The organism is Rhizobium fabae (assembly GCF_003985135.1).
GTDB lineage: Bacteria > Pseudomonadota > Alphaproteobacteria > Rhizobiales > Rhizobiaceae > Rhizobium > Rhizobium pisi.
The window spans coordinates 135,733-155,000 of sequence record NZ_ML133655.1 but is presented as its reverse complement, the minus strand read 5'-3'; the positions used below and the strand labels follow the sequence as shown (position 1 = coordinate 155,000).

Below are 19,268 nucleotides of genomic sequence, written 5' to 3'. Positions count from 1 at the left end.
ACGTTCCCCAGCGATACGGCGATGGCGGCTCACAAGCTCCGTCTGCCAGATCGCGGGACCGAAGCCAAGATGGCGAACGTCGGAAGGGTCATTCCAGCGGTTCGCTGGAGCTTGTCATGCAAAAGCGTGCAGCGGTTGCGATCACGGCATTCGGAAAGCCAAGATCTAACGCACGGCGAGCGAATGTGAAAGATCGCGACAAGCTTTAGAATCTTTCCTGCCCATTCCATTGCCTTTGCCAATTCCTCAATGAGAAGATTTATCCTTGTTGCCGGAATCCCAGCGATTCGGCTTCAGGACCCTTAGCCAATGACCAGAGCAAGACGCCGCCGCATCATCCGTACCCGACGAACCGTGATCGGCGTCGCCCTTGTCGGCGCGATCTCGTTTCTTGCCGGCATGACGGATGCGACCGGTCTTCTGCTGACCGGCGATTTCGTGTCCTTCATGACCGGCAACACGACGCGGGCCGCCTTGGCCCTGAGCGAGGGCAATCTCGATCACGCGGCGGTCCTGATCTCGGCCATCCTCGTTTTCGTGCTCGGCAATGCGGCGGGCATCGTCATTGCCCATGTCTCGCAGCGTCGTATCTTCGTGGTGCTCGGCTGCGTCGGCCTGGTTCTGGCGCTTGCCTCGATGTTGACCATGCAGAACCTGCTGCTGGCGCGGTTTTACTTGATCGTTTTCGCCATGGGCATGGTGAATGCCGCCGTCGAGCACATCGAAGGCCTGCCGATCGGCCTGACTTATGTGACCGGCGCCCTGTCGCGGTTCGGCCGCGGCATCGGCCGCTGGATCATCGGTGACCGCCGTGTCGAATGGACGATCCAGATCGTGCCCTGGGGCGGCATGGTGCTCGGCGCGATCGCCGGCGCCGTCCTGACGCGGCTGGCGGGCGCGCATGCGCTGTGGCTGGTCTCCCTCTTCGCCATGGTGCTTGCGCTTGCCGCCATGCTGATCCCGCGGCCGCTCCAGCGGCGCTTCAATCAGAAGGTCGCATCGAACCAATCGGCCATTGTCCGCGCGAAGTAGAACCGTCGCATTCCTGTCACCGTCGAATCGGATAGGAAGGACCGCCGCCCATCTTCAAGGAGTAGGTCTTGTTCTTCATTTCGAAGCTCGTCTGGATTTTTGGCCAGCCGCTGTCGCTGGCATTCTTTCTTGTCTTCTTCGCCCTCGTCGCCGGCCTTTTGCGCTGGCGTACGCTCAGCATCCTTGGCGCGATGGGCTCGGTCATCATCCTCTTCGTCACGCTCTACACCACGGCCGGCAACCTCCTCATGCAGGATCTGGAGGAGCGGTTCGCAAAGCCCTCAGCCGATCCCGACAATCTGCAATGCATGATCGTCCTCGGCGGCGCCTTCGAAAGCGAAGTGAATACGGCGCGTCACGGCATAGAATTCAGCAGCGCCGCCGACCGCTTCATCGAGGCACTGCGGCTTGCGCAGAAATTTCCGCAGTCGCGTATTCTTGTGTCGGGCGGCGACGGCTCCATCTCGGGCATCTATGAAGGCGATGCGGCGGCATCCGCGCGATTCTTCCCGCTCTTCGGTGTCGGCAGGGATCGCCTGATCGAGGAGAAGTCGTCGCGCACGACCTTCGAAAATGCCGTCAACACCAAGGAATTCCTGGCGAGCCAGGGTCTTTCCAATTGCCTGCTGATCACTTCGGGCTTTCACATGCCGCGCTCCGTCGGCATCTTCCGCAAGCTCGGCATCGGCATCGTGCCTTGGCCGACCGATTATCGCACCGACGGCAAGGTGAAGCCCGGACTGGATTTCACTCAACCGAACCTGAATGCGCAGAACATGGCGACGGCGATCCGCGAATGGTACGGCCTGGTCGGCTACTATCTCGCCGGCCGGACGTCGGAACTCTATCCGCGATAGAGCGCCTGGGCGTCCGATGGGATGCGCCAAAGACGCCTATCACATGAATTTGCACCTAACCCCGAAAATCTTTCGGGGTTAGGTGCTTACTTCTTCGAGATGGTGACGAATTTCGTGCCGCGGACGCGGGCCGTCACGATGCAGGGGTCGCCCTCGGTACGGTCGCAGAAGCGCGGATGCATCTTCATCGCCAGCACCATGTTGCCGAAGCGCTGGACGAAGTCGTAGCCGTAGATCTGCGCTGTCGCGATCATAAAATAACCGCCTTCGGCAACCTGCAGATAGAAATTATAGGTGCAGCCGTCATCGTTGCATTGCGGCCCCTTCTGCCCGTCGCAGGTCAGCTGGCCCTCATTGACCACGGCGTCGATCAGCCCGTCATTGTTGATGTCCTGCCGGATGATGAAGCCGTCGGCGAATTCGGCAACCTTGCACTGTGCCTGGAAATGCTTCTTCTCGTAGATCTCGGGATCGGAGATCAGCGATTGCTGGCCGAAGGCGACAGCCGGCATGACAAGCAGCAGGACGATGTTCAGAACGGCGAGCAGCAGCGTTTTCACGGCTTTCCTCTTTTGGATAAAGGCTCCTAGGCACGTCGCCCCAAAATGTGCAGCGGTTTTGGGCGACATGCGTCAAATAAAGACTTTGGCTTTATGGCCGCGCCGCCTTGCGCCGCCCTTGCCGCCGTGGTTCTTTCTCGAGAACAGGATGATTTTAGGCCTAATTGGCCTAAAATCTGAATCCTGTTCTCAATTCAATAGTTAGAGCATGATGTCATGAGAAAACCGCTCACACTTTTCGGCATCATGCTCTGACCTTCTGCCGGTTCCGGGGCTCGCATGTCTCTGCTCGTCTATCTCGATTATGCCGGCATTGCGCTGTTTGCCGCAACTGGAGCGCTCGCCGCTTCGCGCAAGCAGCTGGACCTGATCGGTTTTCTGTTTTTCGCCATGGTGACGGGAACGGGCGGTGGCACCGTGCGCGATATCGTGCTCGGTCGCGTGCCGGTCTTCTGGGTGCTGAACCCTGCCTATATCCTCATCTGCTGCATCATGGGCGTCATCGTTTTTTTCACCGCCCATCTCCTGGAATCGCGCTATCGCCTGCTGATCTGGCTGGATGCGATCGGTCTTGCCGCCTATTGCGTGCTTGGCGCGGCCAAGGGGCTTGCCGCCACCGGCTCTCCGACCATCGCGATCGTCACCGGCACGCTGACGGCGACCTTCGGCGGCATCCTGCGCGATCTGATGGCAAACGAGCCCTCTGTGCTGTTGCGGCCGGAAATCTACGTGACCGCGGCCCTCGTCGGCGCCGGCGTCTTCACGGCTGCCAATGGGTTGGGAATGCAGCTCTATCTGGCTTCCGCCTGCGGCGTCGCGGCGGCCTTTGCCGTGCGCGGTGGAGCCCTCTGGTTCGGCTGGACCTTCCCGACCTATAAGCATAAGCCCGGCCGGCATCCCGACGATGTCATGTAAGGCGGCTTTAACGTCAGCTCTGCTTCGCGCGCAGGCGGATCACCACGTCGACATGGGCGATCTCCATGCCCTCGGGCGGTTCCGGCAGATTGCCGATCGTCAGGTTGCTGACGGGAATGTCGAGCACCTCGTTTTCACCTTCGACGAAGAAATGGTGGTGGTCAGAAACATTGGTGTCGAAATAGGTCTTGGCGCTCTCAACGGCGAGAACGCGGATCAGGCCGGCTTCCGTGAACTGGTGCAGCGTATTGTAGACGGTCGCCAGCGAAACCGGCACGCCGGCGGCAACCGCCTCCTCGTGCAGTTCCTCGACGGTCAAATGCCGGTCGCCCTTGGCAAACAGGAGGTCGCCGAGCGCGACGCGCTGGCGGGTGGGGCGCAGGCCCGCGCCGCGCAGCCTTACCTCTATTGCGATCGGGGATGCACCCGTCATCAAGACCAACTCCGATTATTCCTGCATAAAGCAATCATGTTTCTTCAAGCGGTATAACTTTTGCACCGGAGCCTTTCAATAGTTCAATGGGGACAAGAGCCTGATAAACGCGGCAAAAACGGGCTTCTGACGCAAATAGCTCTGGTCGCGGCCCTAGCCTTCCTGTATGCGACCACCAAATATAGGCGAAAGCCTGGTCCGGAGCCATGAATGAAGCTGCCTTGCTCATGCTTCATTTTCTGGAGAACTTGGACTACACGTTCACATCCATCGGCTTCACGCGGGGGGAAAAAGAAACTTTATGACCACCAGACAGTCCAGCTTCTCGTACGAAGAACTCATCGCCTGCGCGCATGGCGAGCTGTTCGGACCCGGCAATGCGCAGCTGCCCCTGCCGCCCATGCTAATGGTTCACCGCATCACGGAGATTTCCGAAACGGGCGGAGCCTTCGACAAGGGTTATCTGCGCGCCGCATACGACGTACGTCCCGACGACTGGTATTTTCCCTGCCATTTCGAAGGCAACCCGATCATGCCGGGTTGCCTCGGCCTTGACGGCATGTGGCAGCTGACCGGCTTCTTCCTCGGCTGGCTCGGCGAGGAAGGCCGCGGCATGGCGCTTTCAACGGGCGAAGTGAAGTTCAAGGGCATGGTGCGCCCGCACACGAAGTTGATCGAATACGGCATCGACTTCAAGCGTGTCATGCGCGGCCGCCTGGTGCTTGGCACCGCCGACGGCTGGCTGAAGGCGGATGGTGAAACAATTTATCAGGCGGCCGACCTTCGCGTCGGTCTATCGAAAGACAAGACGGCCTGAACCGCATTTTAAGCGGCTGACGAAAACAACAAAGGTTTGATCAGATGAGACGGGTAGTTGTAACGGGTCTGGGTATCGTGTCCTCGATCGGAAACGACGCGGCCGAAGTCACCGAATCCTTGCGGCAGGCAAAGTCGGGTATTTCCTTCTCCAGCGATTTCGCTGAACACGGCTTCAAGTGCCAGGTTTGGGGCAGCCCCAAGCTCGGCGCCGCAGAACTGGCCGAGCTGGTCGATCGCCGCGCCATGCGCTTCCTGTCGCAGGGCGGGGCCTGGAACCATGTGGCCATGAAGCAGGCGCTCGCCGATTCCGGCCTGGAAGAGAAGGACTACGGTCAGAACGAACGCGTCGGCATCATCATGGGCTCCGGCGGCCCATCCACCCGTACCCTCATCGAGGCCGCCGAAATCACCCTGAAGAACAACAGCCCGAAGCGTATCGGCCCCTTCGCCGTGCCGAAGGCGATGTCCTCGACCGCATCCGCCACGCTCGCCACCTGGTTCAAGATCCACGGCGTCAATTACTCGATCTCGTCTGCCTGCTCGACATCGGCGCATTGTATCGGCAACGCCGCCGAGATGATCCAGTGGGGCAAGCAGGACGTGATGTTCGCAGGCGGCCACGAGGATCTCGACTGGACGATGTCCAACCTCTTTGACGCCATGGGCGCCATGTCCTCCAAATACAACGACTCGCCCGACAGCGCCTCGCGCGCCTATGATGTCAACCGCGACGGTTTCGTCATCGCCGGCGGCGCCGGCGTGCTGGTGCTCGAGGAACTGGAGCGCGCCAAGGCGCGGGGCGCCAAGATCTATGCCGAAATCGTCGGCTATGGCGCAACTTCCGACGGTTACGACATGGTCGCTCCCTCGGGCGAGGGCGCCATCCGCTGCATGCGCCAGGCGCTTGCCACGGTCAAAGGCGACGTCGACTACGTCAATACCCACGGCACCTCGACGCCGGTCGGCGACAGCAAGGAAATCGGCGCCATCCGGGAAGTATTCGGATCGAAGATCCCGCATATCCAGTCGACCAAGTCGCTCACCGGCCATTCGCTGGGTGCCGCAGGCGTCCAGGAATCGATTTATTCCCTGCTGATGATGCAGCAAGGCTTCATCGGCGAAAGCGCCCATATCACCGAACTCGATCCCGAATTCGAAGGCGTACCGATCGTGCGCAAGCGTATCGACAATGCGAAGATCGATATCGCCCTCTCCAACTCCTTCGGCTTCGGCGGGACGAACGCTACGCTCGTCTTCCAGCGCCATAACGGATAATAACATGACGGGAATCATGCAGGGTAAGCGCGGGCTCATCATGGGCGTCGCAAACAACCACTCGATCGCCTGGGGAATTTCAAAAGCTCTCGCCGCACAGGGCGCCGAACTCGCCTTCACCTATCAGGGCGATGCGCTCGGCAAGCGCGTCAAGCCGCTCGCTGCCGAGGTCAGTTCCGATTTCGTCCTGCCCTGCGATGTCGAGGATGTCGCCTCGGTCGATACCGTGGTCGACGCGATCGGTGAGCGCTGGGGCAAGCTCGACTTTATCGTCCATGCCATCGGCTTTTCCGACAAGAACGAGTTGAAGGGCCTCTACGCCGATACGACGCGCGAAAATTTCAGCCGCACCATGGTCATTTCCTGTTTCTCTTTCACGGAGATCGCCAAGCGCTGTGCTCCGTTGATGGCAGACGGCGGCGCCATGCTGACGCTGACCTATAATGGTTCGACGCGCGTCATCCCGAATTACAACGTCATGGGCGTCGCCAAGGCGGCGCTCGAGGCTTCGGTGCGCTATCTCGCCGCCGACTACGGCCCGCGCGGCATTCGCGTCAACGCCATTTCCGCAGGCCCGATCCGCACGCTTGCCGGCGCCGGCATCTCCGATGCCCGCGCGATCCTCTCCTGGAACCAGCGAAATGCGCCGCTGCGCAAAACCGTCACCATCGACCAGGTCGGCAGCTCGGCGCTCTACCTGCTCTCAGACCTTTCCGCCGGTGTGACAGGCGAGATCCACTTCGTCGATGCTGGCTATAACGTCACATCAATGCCGACGTTGGAAACGCTGCGCAAAGCAGACGTGGAATAAACGCCGCCTGCTTGAGACTCAAAGGCCGTGCGCAGCTGATGCGCACGGCCTTTTTGTTTCCATCGATGAAAATCGGTTCGAGGCCGCCTGGGCCTTATTTCTTCGCCCACAGCACCTTGAAGCGGGCATTGCGGCAGGTTTCGCCGCTTTCCTTGAAATTTGCTGCCAGAACCGGCTCGTAAGGCAGGCCGCGATTGGCGACGAGCATCAGGCGGCCGCCGCCGCGAAGGGCGGATGCGGCGGTCTTGATCATCGCCTGGCCGAGCGACGGCTCGGCCGCATGGCCCTCGTGGAAGGGCGGGTTCATGATGACGAGGTCGTATTTGTCCTTGATCGGCTCGCCCGCCAGATCGTGCCAGAAGAAGCGCACAGGCGCGTTCGGGCAGTTCTCCGCCAGATTATCGCGGGCGGCCTCCAGGGCCGCGTGGTTGGCCTCGTAGAGGTCGAGGCGTTGAAGTCCCCGCGATCTCTGTGCCATCTCGACGGAGAGATAGCCCCACCCCGCGCCGAAGTCCGCAACGTCGCCGGTGAAATCCTGCGGCAGGCGCGAGGCGAGCAGTTCCGATCCGGCATCGATCCGGTCGTGCGAGAACATGCCGGCGCTCGCATGGAAGCGGTCGTCGACGCGCACCGGCGCCTTCGCCAGCTTGGAGACGATATCGCCGGCCTCTGCCGGCCGGCCGAACCAGAAGGCGACGCCGTGATATTTCGGCATATGGTCGATGGCGAGGCCGAAACCTTCCAGGCGCTTGCGTAGCGGCTGGATACCGTCTTCCTTGGCGCCGGCAACGACGATCAGGCCACCGGCCCGCGTGCGGGTGATCGCGGCGGCGAGATTGGCCTCGTTCTCGCCCTTGTGCTTGGTGCAGAGCACCAGCGCCGCGTCATAGTCCTCACCGTCGATCTCAGGCGTCGCCTCGATCCGCTGGGCCAGCAGCTGCCGATAGAGCGGACGGAAGCCCTGGACGGCGCTGAGCGAGGCGGCAAAGCCTTCCGGCAGCGCAAAGCCCGCCTCGGCGCCGAGGAAGAGCACGCGCTCGCCCTCGCCGGGCGCCTGGACTGTGCCGCTGGCAAAGGGATGGAAGAGGGTCTTCAGCGTCTCGCGGCTCATGATCTCGTCTCGTCTTAAAACATGTCGCGCAAAAATATTCAGCGGTTTTGCGGCCACGACATGCGCAAAACCAAAGACTCAAGTGTGGCGAGCGAATCTGAAAGATCACGCCACGCTTGGGATACAAAAAGGGCGCGGAAGCATTCCCGCGCCCCGACTTAAATCTGGAAGGGCGGCTTATTCGGCCGCTTCTTCCTTCTTCTTCTCGTTCGGGATCTCCTGGCCGGTGGCCTGGTCGACAACCTTCATCGACAGGCGAACCTTGCCGCGCTCGTCGAAGCCGAGCAGCTTGACCCAGACCTTGTCGCCTTCCTTGACGACGTCCTGGGTCTTCGCGACGCGCTCGGAAGCGAGCTGCGAGATGTGAACGAGGCCGTCACGGGCGCCGAAGAAGTTGACGAAGGCGCCGAAGTCGGCGGTCTTGACAACAGTGCCTTCGTAGATCTGGCCGATCTCAGGCTCGGCAACGATCGAGTGGATCCACTTGCGGGCCGCTTCGATCTCCTTGCCCGAGGAGGAGGCGATCTTGACGGTGCCGTCATCCTCGATGTTGATCTTCGCGCCGGTCTTTTCGACGATTTCGCGGATGACCTTGCCGCCGGAGCCGATGACTTCGCGGATCTTGTCGACCGGAATGTTCATGACTTCGATGCGCGGAGCGAATTCGCCGAGCTGGCCACGGCTTTCGGTGATGGCCTTGGCCATTTCGCCGAGAATGTGGGCGCGACCGCCCTGGGCCTGGCCAAGAGCGACCTTCATGATCTCTTCGGTGATACCGGCGATCTTGATGTCCATCTGCAGCGAGGTGATGCCGTCGGCGGTACCTGCGACCTTGAAGTCCATGTCGCCGAGGTGATCTTCGTCACCGAGAATGTCGGAGAGGACGGCGAAGCGCTCGCCTTCCAGGATCAGGCCCATGGCGATACCGGCAACCGGCTTGGCAAGCGGAACGCCTGCGTCCATCAGAGCGAGCGAAGTGCCGCAGACGGTCGCCATCGAGGACGAGCCATTCGACTCGGTGATCTCGGAAACGACGCGCAGCGTGTAGGGGAACTGCTCAGCGGACGGCAGCATCGGACGGATCGCGCGCCAAGCGAGCTTGCCATGGCCGATTTCACGACGGCCCGGGGAGCCCATACGGCCGGTTTCGCCAACCGAGTAGGGAGGGAAGTTGTAATGGAGCAGGAAGCGCTCCTTGTACATGCCCGTCAGGCTGTCGACATACTGCTCGTCTTCGCCGGTGCCGAGGGTGGCAACCACGATCGCCTGCGTTTCACCGCGGGTGAAGAGCGCCGAACCATGCGTGCGTGGCAGGAGACCGACTTCCGAAACGATCGGACGAACGGTTTCGAGGTCGCGGCCATCGATGCGGCTCTTGGTGTCGAGAATGTTCCAGCGGACGATCTTGGCCTGCAGGTGCTTGAAGATCGCGCCGACTTCTTCGGCCGTGTACTTGGCTTCGCCTTCTTCGGGGAGGAAGTGTGCCTTCACCTTCGCCTTGACGGCATCGACGGCGGCGTAGCGATCGGCCTTCTGGGTGATCTTGTAGGCTTCGCGAAGTTCACCTTCGGCAAGGCCGAGCATTTCGGATTCGAGAGCGGAGTAGTCTTCCGGCTGGAAGTCACGTGGCTCCTTGGCGGCCACTTCGGCGAGCTTGATGATCGCGTCGAGAACCGGTTGGAAGCCCTTGTGGCCGAACATGACGGCGCCGAGCATGACGTCTTCGTTGAGTTCCTTGGCTTCGGATTCAACCATCAGCACGGCGTCGTAGGTGCCGGCGACGACGAGGTCGAGGCTCGACTCGTCCATCTCGTCGAGATGCGGGTTGAGAACGTATTCGCCGTTGATGTAGCCGACACGTGCGCCGCCGACCGGGCCCATGAAGGGAACGCCTGACAGCGTCAGCGCAGCCGAGGTCGCAACCATCGACAGGACATCGGGGTTGTTTTCAAGATCGTGCTGGATGACGGTGACGACGACCTGGGTGTCGTTCTTGTAGCCTTCCGGGAAGAGCGGGCGGATCGGGCGGTCGATCAGGCGGGAAACGAGGGTCTCGTTCTCGCTCGGACGTCCCTCGCGCTTGAAATAGCCGCCGGGGATCTTGCCGGCTGCGTAGGTCTTTTCCTGGTAGTTGACGGTGAGCGGAAAGAAGTCCTGGCCGGGCTTCGGCGCCTTGGCCGAGACGACGGTGGCGAGAACGACGGTCTCGCCGTAGGTGGCGAGAACGGCGCCGTCAGCCTGACGGGCGATCTTGCCGGTTTCGAGCTTCAGCGGGCGGCCGGCCCACTCGATTTCCACGGTGTGTGTATCAAACATGTCTTGTCCTTCAATGCGGGAGCACGCGCCGTCGCCGATATCAAGGCGCAGCGCACAGTCGACCGCAATCAATGTGACGCATCACGGGCAAGACAACGGGAGGCTTTTCATCCTCGGCTTTCTCGGAAAACTGAAGTTCCCTTGAAAACCAGGCCAAAACCTCGAAAGGCCCTGGCCGAAAGCATCCGGCAATCCTGCCCCATGACAGGTCAGCGGTTGGTTTGGCAGAACCGGCCCATCCGGGTCCGCCGGTCGTTCCACCGCATGAGATAGAGCGCGGCTGGAACATTTCATCGGGAACGTCGTCCCGAAACAAGATCCGGCGGACGCTCGAAAGCGCCCGCCGGACAATCTTAGCGGCGGATACCCAGGCTGGTGATCAGCTTGGAATAGCGGCCTTCATCCTTCTTCTTGAGATAGTCAAGAAGCGAGCGGCGGCTCGAAACCATCGTAAGCAGGCCACGGCGGGAATGGTTATCCTTCTTGTGGTCCTTGAAGTGGTCGGTCAGGTTGTTGATGCGTTCGGTCAGGATCGCGACCTGAACCTCAGGAGAACCGGTGTCACCTTCGGCGGTTGCGTATTCCTTGATCAGCGCAGCCTTGCGCTCAGCAGTGATCGACATCGGATGATCCTTTCTATGAGAGGAGATTGAAGTCGCCAAAAGCCGGGATGCCGTCCAGCTTTGGCCGCGAATGCGAGCAGGCGGACCTGACGCTGGCGCTGCCTATAAACCAAATAAGCACCGATGGAAAGAGGGAGTGTTCCCGGCGGCTTTCAACGGCCCGCCATGGCATCCCGGATCATCCCGTCATAACCTTCGGGATCCTGCAGCATGGCGAAATGGCTCGCATTCTTCAGGATCACGAGTTTAGAGCCCGGAATCTCCTTTGCCATCATTTCCGTATGGTCGAGCTTGACGGCTTCATCGTGATCGCCGATCGCAAGCGTGACCGGAACCGAGATCTTCGCAAGATCGGCGGCTGTCCAGGCCGGCTGGGTCGCCCACATCTTAGAGATCTGCCTGAAGAAGGCTTTGTATTCGGTCGGCGTCGGCGAAAGCTTCCTGTACTGGTCGCCGGCGACCTTGATGTAATGCTTGAAGGTCTTGTTGCTCAGGGCGTCTTCCTTGACGCCCTCCGTCGTGACGTTGGCCGCCTGGGCAATGACGCGGGTCAGCTTTTCCGGATGATTCATCGCCATGTCGATGCCGATGATGCCGCCGTCCGACCATCCCACCAGCGTCACCTTATCGATCTTCAGATAGTCGAGAAGGGCAACGTAGTCCGAAGTCATCAGATCGTAGCCGAAAGGCTGCCCGCTGCGTGTCGACCGGCCGTGGCCGCGGCTGTCGGCGACGATCACCAGGTGATCCCTGGCAAACTCCGCCACCTGATGGCCCCAGACGTCGGCATTTCCAAGACCGCCATGGATGAAGAGGATCGGATCGCCTTCACCATATTCGGCGTAGTACATCTTGATGTCGTTCACATCGGCCATGCCGCTCGTCTTCGGCGCGGGCATTGAAGGAAAGGCGGGAAGCTCGGCCCAACGTTCGGTGGCTTGGGCGCCGGCAACGATCAGGAACAACGAAAAGAACGTCAGTATTTCCGCAATTCTGCGCATGGTTTTCCCCTCGGGCCGCCATGGCCCAAGGGGAAAGATATTGCATCGCTACCGGCTGGCAATCGCCCTTGCCGTCATAAAACGGGCAGGTTCAGGCAAAAACCCGTTTCGGGCGAAATTCGCCCTGGCCGATTTCCCCGATCGCAATCAGTTTGCCGCGGGCCGTCGCATAGGCTTCGCTTTCGGCGATCGGCGCATCGCGGCCGCGCACGAGGATCGGATTGCCCATCTTCAGACGGTGCGCCTGGTCGTCATTGATGACGAGGTGGGGCAGGGTGGAAAGCGCTTCGCAGGTGTCGATCAGGAGCGCGTCGAGGGCGGCAAGCCGCTCGTCCATGTCCTCGATCGCTTCGAGTGCCACGAGGTCTGCAAGCGGCACCATGGCCTCTTCCGCGAAGGGGGCGACGAATGTGCGCCGCAACCCGGAAACATGGCCATAGCAGCCGAGCTCGCGGCCGAAATCGCGGGCGAGCGCCCTGACATAGGTGCCCTTGCCGCATTCCACTTCGAAATGCGCGGTATCGGCATCCGGGCAGGCGAGCAGCGTCAGCCGGAAGATCTCGACTTCGCGCGAGGGGATTTCGACGGCTTCGCCTTCGCGCGCCAGATCATAGGCGCGTTCGCCCGATATCTTGATCGCGGAAAACTGCGGCGGCACCTGATTGATGGTGCCGATGTACCGGGGCAGGATATCGCGGATTTGCTGTTCGCTTGGACGCTTGTCCGAGCTTTGCGTGACCTCGCCTTCGAGGTCGTCCGTTGCGCGCTCCTCGCCCCAGCTCACCGTGAACTCATAGATCTTGCGGCCATCCATCACATAGGGAACGGTCTTCGTTGCATCGCCGAGTGCGATCGGCAGCATGCCGGAGGCGAGCGGATCGAGCGTGCCCGCGTGACCGGCCTTCTGCGCCTTGTAGAGCCACTTGATCTTGGAAACGGCTTCCGTTGAGCCGAAATCCACCGGCTTGTCGAGGATCAGCCAGCCGGAAATCGGCCGGCCCTTGGGTTTGCGTGGTTTGGACATCAGTCTCTTCTGTTTATTGTTCGTCATTATCGCCGTCGAGGTCGCGGCTCACTTCGGGCGAACGCAGCAGCTCGTCGATCTTCTTGTAGTTGTCGAAGCTGGTATCGTCGCGGAAGCGCACCTCCGGCATGTATTTCATCTGCCGAAGCTGCTGCCCGAGCCGGCCGCGGATAAACCGCGCATGACGGTTCAGCGCCTCGATGACGAGGCTGTGGTCGGAAACGCCGAGCGGCGTTACATAGGCGGTGGCGATCTTGAGGTCCGGCGACATGCGCACTTCCGAGATCGAGATCACGGTCGCTTCGATGATGTCGTCGCGCACTTCGCCGCGCTGCAGCACTTGGGTGAGAGCGGCGCGAACCTGTTCGCCAACGCGCAGCATGCGCTGCGAAGGCGCGGAAGAAGTTGCTCTGGTCATTGTTATCTCTATTTGCCGATGCGGCTGGGAATCGAACCCGTCAAAGGAGAGCGTCCATGACTCTTTTGGTCAAAAAGGTCAAGTCGGCAGGTACCAAAAGCCACCCACCGGCTGGTGGATGGCTTTCGGAAATGTCGTGCTCAGGCGCAGCAGTTTAGAGCGTGCGCGTGATATGTTCGACGCGGAAGCATTCGATGACGTCGCCGACGCGCATGTCTTCGTAGTTTTCGAAGGCCATGCCGCATTCCTGACCCATCGGCACTTCGGACACTTCGTCCTTGAAGCGCTTGAGCGTCTTGAGCTTGCCTTCGTGAACGACGACGTCGTTGCGGATGAGGCGGACGCCCGCACCGCGTTCGACCTTGCCTTCGACGACGCGGCAGCCTGCGACCTTGCCGACCTTGGTGATGTTGAACACCTCGAGGATCTCGGCATTGCCGATGAAGGTCTCGCGCCGTTCCGGAGACAGGAGGCCCGACATTGCCGCCTTCACGTCATCCACGAGGTCGTAGATGATGTTGTAGTAGCGGATTTCGATGCCTTCACGCTCTGCGAACTGGCGTGCCTGCGTATTCGCGCGAACGTTGAAGCCGATGATGGCCGCGTTCGAGGCTTCGGCGAGCGAGATATCCGACTCGGTGATGCCGCCGGCGCCCGAATGGACGATGCGAGCGCGGACCTCGTCGGTGCCGAGCTTTTCCAGTGCGCCGGCAATCGCCTCGATCGAGCCCTGCACGTCGCCCTTGATAACAAGCGGAAACTCCTTGATGCCGGCGCTCTTGTGCTGGATCATCATCTGTTCCAGCGAACCACGCTGACTGGACTGGCGGGCAGCCGCCTTGTCGCGGGCAAGACGCTGACGGTATTCCGAGATTTCGCGGGCGCGGCTTTCGTTTTCGACGACGGCGAACTTGTCGCCCGCCTGCGGCGTGCCGGAAAGGCCGAGAACCTCGACCGGGGTCGCGGGACCTGCTTCCTTCACATGGTCGCCCTTGTCGGTGACGAGGGCGCGCACGCGGCCCCAGACGTCGCCGGCGACGATGATCTGGCCCGGACGCAGCGTACCCTTCTGGACAAGCACGGTCGCGACCGAACCGCGACCGCGGTCGAGCTGGGCTTCGATAACTGTACCTTCCGCAGTCCGGCTCGGATTGGCCTTGAGGTCGAGAATTTCCGACTGCAGCAGGATCGCCTCGAGCAGTTTGTCGAGGTTCTTGCCTGTTTTGGCCGAAACCTCGACGTCGAGCACTTCGCCGCCCATGGTTTCCACGAAGACTTCGTGCTGGAGCAGCTGGTTGCGAACCTTCTGCGGGTCGGCCTCGTGCTTGTCGATCTTGTTGATCGCAACGATGATCGGAACACCGGCCGCCTTGGCATGGTTGATCGATTCGATCGTCTGCGGCATCACGCTGTCGTCGGCGGCGACCACGAGGATCGCAATATCCGTCGCTTGAGCGCCGCGGGCACGCATCGCTGTAAAGGCGGCGTGGCCGGGGGTGTCGATGAAGGTGATCTTCTGGCCGTTCTGCTCCACCTGATAGGCGCCGATATGCTGCGTGATGCCACCGGCTTCGCCGGAAACCACGTTGGCATGCCGGATGGCGTCGAGCAGCGAGGTCTTGCCGTGGTCGACATGGCCCATGATGGTGACGACGGGCGGGCGCGAAACCAGTTCGCCATCCTCGTCGGACACGTTGAAGATGCCGAGTTCGACGTCGGATTCAGACACGCGCCTGACCGTATGGCCGAATTCGCCGGCGATGAGTTCGGCAAGGTCGGCGTCGATGACGTCGCCCGGCTTCATCATCTGGCCTTCCTTCATCAGATACTTGATGACGTCGACGGCGCGTTCGGACATGCGCTGCGACAGTTCCTGAATGGTGATGGTCTCAGGCAGAACGACCTCGCGGGAGATCTTCTCGCGGGTTTCCTGCATCTGGCCGCGGCGGAACTTCTCCTGCCGGCGGCGCATCGCCGAGAGCGAACGCCCGCGGGCATTGTCGTCGCCGTCTACGTTGGCAGTGGAGATCGTCAGCTTGCCGCGACGACGCTCTTCTTCCGTTTTCGGACGCGTCGTCACCGGCTTTGCGGGTTCCGGGCGAACGACGCGGCCACGGGCCGGAGCGCCGCGTGCTGGGCCGCGATCTTCGTCTTCCGTTTCAGGGCGACGACCACGGGCACCGGCCGGCGCGGTGGCGCCGGGCGCCGGGCGGGCGGCAGCGGGTGCTGCTGCATCGGGCCGGCGCGCAGCCGCAGGCCGCGGAGCCTCCGAACGAGCTTCAGCTACGACGGGAGCCGGTGCTGCCTCGGCGGCTGCCGGTTCAGCGACAGCGGGTGCCTCAGCCTGCCTGGCAGCCTCTTCGGCGGCCCTGCGAGCGGCTTCTTCCGCCTCGGCTGCCTTGCGGACAGCCTCTTCGGCGGCACGGCGCTTTTCTTCCTCGGCACGGCGGATCGCATCCTGGGCGTCACGCGCCTGGGATTCGGCCAACGCGCGGCGGCGGGCATCCATCTCTTCCGGCGACAGATGGTTCAGCACCACAGGGCGCGGACGATCGTTCTGGCGCGGCGGCTGATAGGGCTGCTGCGGACGCTGGTTGGTATTGTTGTTGCCCTGCTGAACCCGCGGAGCCGGCGTCGGCTGCTGCGGACGCGCCTGCACCGGTGCGGGCGCCGGTTCGGCTGCGCGGACGGGGGCCGCCGGAGCGACGGGTGTGATCGGCTTTTCGTCTTCCGGGCGCATCGGGCGCCGCTTACGGGTCTCGACGACGACCGCCTTGGTGCGACCTCGACCCATATCCTGGCGAACGGTGCCCTGGCTCATCCCCGATGGTTTCAGGGTGAGTGTCTTTTTGCCCGCTACGCTGATTGTCTTGTCGTCGTTACTATCGGTCATTCGTTCCCGTTCCTTCGGACAGGGAGCGATGACTAGATCAGACCCTGTCGTTCAATACTGTCGATCAATGAGTATGGGACCGGCCGATGCCGGTGACCGCCTCATTGTTTTTGCCGGCCAGCGCCGCCCGCTGCCCGGGACTGACCGCCAATACGGTACTGTTCGAGCATCTTTGCGCGCTTCACTACACCCTCACCCGCCTGCCCTGCAAGCACTGCGGCATGGATAAAAGCATTCTGGCCCATCAGGCCTTCCATTTCGCTCTCCGAGAAGAGACGGAAGGAAGGTATCTCCTCCTCGGTCTCCATTCCGAGGTGCCAGGCCTTGCGGGCCTGGTCGATTTTCCGGACACCATCGTCCGCTGCACCAGTCGAATGGAACACCGCAAGGGCTGCTCCGCTTCTCACCGCAGCATCCACTTTCGCGGACCCGCTGACGAACTGGCCGGCTTTCCGAGCCATGTTCATCATCTGCATCAATTGCGCCACGAGCAGCCGATCGACGCTCGCGCCGAGATCGTCCGCCGCCTTCACATCCATTTTCAGCGCTCGGGCGAAGAGCTTCTTCGCCACCGCCCTGTCGACCAGCGACCGGTCGATCTTCACCCAGCATCCGCGTCCCGGAAGCTCGCGCTTCAAGTCGGCGACAACTGTTCCATCGGGAGCGGCAACGAAGCGGATCAGCTCTTCCGGCGATCCGCTTTCGCGCGTCACGATGCACATGCGTCCGTTCACGTCATAACCTGCAAGATCGTCGTCCTCATCAGGGAGAGCGTCCGGCTCATGCGCGGTCATCATGCTTCCTGTTCGGCTTCGGTGACCTCTTCCTCGGTCCCCTTCGCCAGGTCCTCTTGCGTGATCCAGCCAGCCGAGAGGCGGGCCTGGACGATCATCTGTTCAGCCTCGACGCGCGAAACGTCGAATTTCGAGAACAGGCCTTCGAACTTCTTGGTTTCGCCGTTCTTGCGCTCCGTCCAGCCGACGAGGTCGTCAGCGGCGCAGCCGGCGAAGTCCTCGATCGTCTTGATGCCGTCTTCGCCGAGCGCGACCATCATCTGGGCGGTCATGCCGTCGATCTCGCGCAGCTCGTCCTGGACGCCGAGCGCCTTGCGCTTCTCGTCCATCTCGGCTTCGAGACGCTCGAGGAATTCGCGGGCGCGGGTCTGGATTTCCTGTGCCGTATCTTCGTCGAAGCCGTCAATCGAGGAGATTTCGTCGAGATCGACATAGGCCAGTTCCTCGACGGCGGCAAAGCCTTCCGAGGCGAGCACCTGGCCGACCATCTCGTCGACGTCAAGCGAATCCATGAAGAGGTTGGTGCGCTCGTTGAATTCCTTCTGACGGCGTTCCGATTCCTCGGCCTCCGTCATGATGTCGATATCCCAGCCGGTCAGCTGCGAGGCGAGGCGGACGTTCTGGCCGCGGCGGCCGATCGCAAGCGACAGCTGCTCGTCGGGAACGACGACTTCGATACGCTCGGCATCCTCGTCGAGAACGACCTTGGCGACTTCGGCCGGCTGCAGGGCGTTGACGACGAAGGTCGCCGGGTCCTGCGACCAGGGAATGATGTCGATCTTCTCGCCCTGAAGTTCGCCGACGACGGCCTGAACGCGCGAACCGCGCATACCGACGCAGGCGCCGACGGGATCGATCGAGCTATCGTTCGAGATCACGGCGATCTTGGCGCGCGAACCCGGATCGCGGGCGACCGACTTCACCTGGATGATGCCGTCGTAGATTTCAGGCACTTCCATGGTGAAGAGCTTCACCATGAACTGCGGGTGCGTGCGCGACAGGAAGATCTGCGGGCCGCGCTGCTCGCGACGGACATCATAGACATAGGCACGGACGCGATCGCCATAGCGGACGTTTTCGCGCGGGATCATTTCGTCGCGGCGGATGATGCCTTCGCCACGGCCGAGGTCGACGATGACGTTGCCGTATTCGACACGCTTGACCGTGCCGTTGACGATTTCGCCGGTGCGATCCTTGAATTCGTCGAACTGGCGGTCACGCTCGGCCTCACGCACCTTCTGCACGATCACCTGCTTGGCGGACTGTGCGGCGATGCGGCCGAAATCCATCGGCGGCAGCGGATCGGCGATGAAGTCGCCGAGTGCGGCGTCCGGGTTGCGATCGCGAGCAAGCTCCAGCGGGATCTGCGTCGAATAATCCTCGGCCTTGTCGACGACTTCGAGCAGGCGCTGCAGCCGGATTTCGCCGGTCTTCGGATTGATGTCGGCGCGGATGTTGGACTCGGTGCCGTAACGCGAGCGTGCCGCCTTCTGGATGGCATCGGCCATTGCGGCAAGCACGATCTCACGGTCGATGACCTTTTCGCGCGCCACTGCATCTGCGATCTGCAGAAGTTCGAGCCGGTTCGCACTGACTGCCATTGTCTTGTTTCTCCGTCTTTACTCCGGGGTTCCCGTCCCTGGAGCGGTCTGTTGATCGGTTATTCCTGGTCGTCCGCTTCGTTCTGGTTGGCGGCCTGCGCTTTCGCCAGCTTGTCGGCGCGCAACGCGTCGCGGATCAGGTCGTCGGTCAGAATGAGCTTCGCCTCGCTGAGCGCCGTGAAGGGAATGATGACCTTCAGTTCTTCCCCATAGGCAACCTGGTCGCGCTCAAGCGTGAAACCATCTGCGTCTGCTTCGAGGATCTTGCCACGGAAGCGCTTGCGATTGCCGACCATGATCGACGTCTCGCATTTCACAAGGTGGCCCTGCCAGCGGACGAAATCGGATTTCCGCACCATCGGACGGTCGATGCCGGGCGAAGACACCTCGAGATGATACTCTTTATCGATGGGATCTTCCACATCGAGGACCGGAGAAATCGCCATCGAGACCTCTTCGCAGTCCTGAACCGTCATCGTGCCGTCATTGCGTTCGGCCATGACCTGCATCGTTGCGCCGTTCTGGTTCAGCATGCGGACACGGATAAGCTTGAAGCCCAAGCCGATGAGAACGGGTTCGATGATATCGGCAAGACGCTGGTCGACGCCGGTCTCCGTAATCAGCCGCGGCTCATGTTCATTGTCTGCGTTTGTCAGGTCCGACAAGCGGTGCGCTCCTCGCAATTTCATGCTGTTCGGGCGATCGCGCTAATAAAAAAGAGCGGGTCCTTGCGGCCCACTCTTCATCAAGCGATCAAGAATTTGAGTGCGATATAGTCGGCTTTT

The 19,268-nt window shown here is 61.5% G+C and carries 18 protein-coding genes; 6 read left to right on the top strand and 12 right to left on the bottom strand.

Going from position 1 to position 19,268, the window contains the following annotated elements; translation table 11 throughout:
- Nucleotides 1-309: 309 nt before the first annotated feature.
- Complete coding sequence (locus EFB14_RS22710; protein WP_126828966.1) at nucleotides 310-1,032, top strand: YoaK family protein; 723 nt, start codon at nucleotides 310-312, stop codon at nucleotides 1,030-1,032.
- 68 nt (nucleotides 1,033-1,100) lie between these two features.
- Entirely contained in the window at nucleotides 1,101-1,889 is a 789-nt protein-coding gene (locus EFB14_RS22705) for a YdcF family protein (RefSeq protein ID WP_126828965.1), read from the top strand.
- 86 nt (nucleotides 1,890-1,975) lie between these two features.
- Here the strand turns inward: EFB14_RS22705 and EFB14_RS22700 are convergent, their stop codons facing one another.
- Nucleotides 1,976-2,449, bottom strand: a complete 474-nt coding sequence (locus EFB14_RS22700; RefSeq protein WP_126828964.1) for a hypothetical protein — start codon at nucleotides 2,447-2,449, stop codon at nucleotides 1,976-1,978.
- Nucleotides 2,450-2,728: 279 nt separating this feature from the next.
- On the opposite strand from EFB14_RS22700, the gene EFB14_RS22690 reads away from it, so the two are divergent.
- A complete protein-coding gene (locus EFB14_RS22690) occupies nucleotides 2,729-3,364 on the top strand; it encodes a trimeric intracellular cation channel family protein (RefSeq protein ID WP_126828963.1) in 636 nt (211 codons plus the stop codon).
- Nucleotides 3,365-3,377: 13 nt separating this feature from the next.
- On the opposite strand, the gene irrA is transcribed toward EFB14_RS22690, so the two are convergent.
- Nucleotides 3,378-3,797 carry an iron response transcriptional regulator IrrA gene (gene irrA / locus EFB14_RS22685; protein WP_126828962.1) on the bottom strand — a complete coding sequence of 140 codons (420 nt, stop codon included), beginning with the start codon at nucleotides 3,795-3,797 and terminating at the stop codon, nucleotides 3,378-3,380.
- A 301-nt stretch (nucleotides 3,798-4,098) separates the two neighbouring features.
- On the opposite strand from irrA, the gene fabA reads away from it, so the two are divergent.
- From fabA to fabI, 3 genes are read left to right on the top strand one after another with little or no spacing between them, the layout of a single operon-like run.
- Nucleotides 4,099-4,614: a 3-hydroxyacyl-[acyl-carrier-protein] dehydratase FabA gene (fabA, locus tag EFB14_RS22680; protein ID WP_008536155.1), complete on the top strand. Its 516-nt coding sequence runs from the start codon at nucleotides 4,099-4,101 to the stop codon at nucleotides 4,612-4,614.
- A 44-nt stretch (nucleotides 4,615-4,658) separates the two neighbouring features.
- A complete protein-coding gene (fabB, locus tag EFB14_RS22675) occupies nucleotides 4,659-5,891 on the top strand; it encodes a beta-ketoacyl-ACP synthase I (protein ID WP_126828961.1) in 1,233 nt (410 codons plus the stop codon).
- A gap of 4 nt (nucleotides 5,892-5,895) precedes the next feature.
- Nucleotides 5,896-6,702 (top strand): enoyl-ACP reductase FabI, encoded by an 807-nt coding sequence (gene fabI, locus EFB14_RS22670; protein ID WP_126828960.1) that lies wholly within the window; start codon nucleotides 5,896-5,898, stop codon nucleotides 6,700-6,702.
- 94 nt (nucleotides 6,703-6,796) lie between these two features.
- Here fabI and EFB14_RS22665 read toward each other — a convergent pair whose 3' ends face one another.
- The 10 genes from EFB14_RS22665 to rimP all read right to left on the bottom strand — a co-directional run bounded on the left by EFB14_RS22665 (nucleotide 6,797) and on the right by rimP (nucleotide 19,148).
- The gene (locus EFB14_RS22665) at nucleotides 6,797-7,813 is read right to left on the bottom strand and encodes a class I SAM-dependent methyltransferase (RefSeq protein ID WP_126828959.1); all 1,017 of its coding nucleotides are present in this window, start codon (nucleotides 7,811-7,813) and stop codon (nucleotides 6,797-6,799) included.
- Nucleotides 7,814-7,990: 177 nt separating this feature from the next.
- Complete coding sequence (pnp, locus tag EFB14_RS22660) at nucleotides 7,991-10,129, bottom strand: polyribonucleotide nucleotidyltransferase (protein WP_008536147.1); 2,139 nt, start codon at nucleotides 10,127-10,129, stop codon at nucleotides 7,991-7,993.
- Nucleotides 10,130-10,482: 353 nt separating this feature from the next.
- Complete coding sequence (rpsO, locus tag EFB14_RS22655) at nucleotides 10,483-10,752, bottom strand: 30S ribosomal protein S15 (RefSeq protein ID WP_125846720.1); 270 nt, start codon at nucleotides 10,750-10,752, stop codon at nucleotides 10,483-10,485.
- A gap of 152 nt (nucleotides 10,753-10,904) precedes the next feature.
- On the bottom strand, nucleotides 10,905-11,753 hold the full coding sequence (locus EFB14_RS22650) for an alpha/beta fold hydrolase (protein WP_126828958.1): 849 nt from the start codon (nucleotides 11,751-11,753) through the stop codon (nucleotides 10,905-10,907).
- A gap of 91 nt (nucleotides 11,754-11,844) precedes the next feature.
- The gene (gene truB, locus EFB14_RS22645; RefSeq protein ID WP_126828957.1) at nucleotides 11,845-12,777 is read right to left on the bottom strand and encodes a tRNA pseudouridine(55) synthase TruB; all 933 of its coding nucleotides are present in this window, start codon (nucleotides 12,775-12,777) and stop codon (nucleotides 11,845-11,847) included.
- Nucleotides 12,778-12,790: 13 nt separating this feature from the next.
- Nucleotides 12,791-13,195, bottom strand: a complete 405-nt coding sequence (gene rbfA, locus EFB14_RS22640; RefSeq protein ID WP_126828956.1) for a 30S ribosome-binding factor RbfA — start codon at nucleotides 13,193-13,195, stop codon at nucleotides 12,791-12,793.
- A gap of 154 nt (nucleotides 13,196-13,349) precedes the next feature.
- Nucleotides 13,350-16,088 (bottom strand): translation initiation factor IF-2, encoded by a 2,739-nt coding sequence (gene infB / locus EFB14_RS22635; RefSeq protein WP_126828955.1) that lies wholly within the window; start codon nucleotides 16,086-16,088, stop codon nucleotides 13,350-13,352.
- Between the two features lie 101 nt (nucleotides 16,089-16,189).
- Nucleotides 16,190-16,885 carry an RNA-binding protein gene (locus EFB14_RS22630; protein WP_183604899.1) on the bottom strand — a complete coding sequence of 232 codons (696 nt, stop codon included), beginning with the start codon at nucleotides 16,883-16,885 and terminating at the stop codon, nucleotides 16,190-16,192.
- Nucleotides 16,882-18,483, bottom strand: a complete 1,602-nt coding sequence (gene nusA / locus EFB14_RS22625) for a transcription termination factor NusA (RefSeq protein ID WP_126828954.1) — start codon at nucleotides 18,481-18,483, stop codon at nucleotides 16,882-16,884. The genes EFB14_RS22630 and nusA overlap by 4 nt, the downstream gene beginning before the upstream one ends.
- A gap of 59 nt (nucleotides 18,484-18,542) precedes the next feature.
- The gene (gene rimP, locus EFB14_RS22620) at nucleotides 18,543-19,148 is read right to left on the bottom strand and encodes a ribosome maturation factor RimP (protein WP_126828953.1); all 606 of its coding nucleotides are present in this window, start codon (nucleotides 19,146-19,148) and stop codon (nucleotides 18,543-18,545) included.
- Between the last annotated feature and the right edge of the window lie 120 nt (nucleotides 19,149-19,268).

Coding starts and splice junctions, on each gene's coding strand:
- EFB14_RS22710 (WP_126828966.1), top strand. CDS start 310: ATGACCAGAGCAAGACGCCGCCGCATCATCCGTACCCGACGAACCGTG.
- EFB14_RS22690 (WP_126828963.1), top strand. CDS start 2,729: ATGTCTCTGCTCGTCTATCTCGATTATGCCGGCATTGCGCTGTTTGCC.
- irrA (WP_126828962.1), bottom strand. CDS start 3,797: ATGACGGGTGCATCCCCGATCGCAATAGAGGTAAGGCTGCGCGGCGCG.
- fabA (WP_008536155.1), top strand. CDS start 4,099: ATGACCACCAGACAGTCCAGCTTCTCGTACGAAGAACTCATCGCCTGC.
- fabB (WP_126828961.1), top strand. CDS start 4,659: ATGAGACGGGTAGTTGTAACGGGTCTGGGTATCGTGTCCTCGATCGGA.
- fabI (WP_126828960.1), top strand. CDS start 5,896: ATGACGGGAATCATGCAGGGTAAGCGCGGGCTCATCATGGGCGTCGCA.
- EFB14_RS22665 (WP_126828959.1), bottom strand. CDS start 7,813: ATGAGCCGCGAGACGCTGAAGACCCTCTTCCATCCCTTTGCCAGCGGC.
- pnp (WP_008536147.1), bottom strand. CDS start 10,129: ATGTTTGATACACACACCGTGGAAATCGAGTGGGCCGGCCGCCCGCTG.
- rpsO (WP_125846720.1), bottom strand. CDS start 10,752: ATGTCGATCACTGCTGAGCGCAAGGCTGCGCTGATCAAGGAATACGCA.
- EFB14_RS22650 (WP_126828958.1), bottom strand. CDS start 11,753: ATGCGCAGAATTGCGGAAATACTGACGTTCTTTTCGTTGTTCCTGATC.
- truB (WP_126828957.1), bottom strand. CDS start 12,777: ATGTCCAAACCACGCAAACCCAAGGGCCGGCCGATTTCCGGCTGGCTG.
- rbfA (WP_126828956.1), bottom strand. CDS start 13,195: ATGACCAGAGCAACTTCTTCCGCGCCTTCGCAGCGCATGCTGCGCGTT.
- infB (WP_126828955.1), bottom strand. CDS start 16,088: ATGACCGATAGTAACGACGACAAGACAATCAGCGTAGCGGGCAAAAAG.
- EFB14_RS22630 (WP_183604899.1), bottom strand. CDS start 16,885: ATGATGACCGCGCATGAGCCGGACGCTCTCCCTGATGAGGACGACGAT.
- nusA (WP_126828954.1), bottom strand. CDS start 18,483: ATGGCAGTCAGTGCGAACCGGCTCGAACTTCTGCAGATCGCAGATGCA.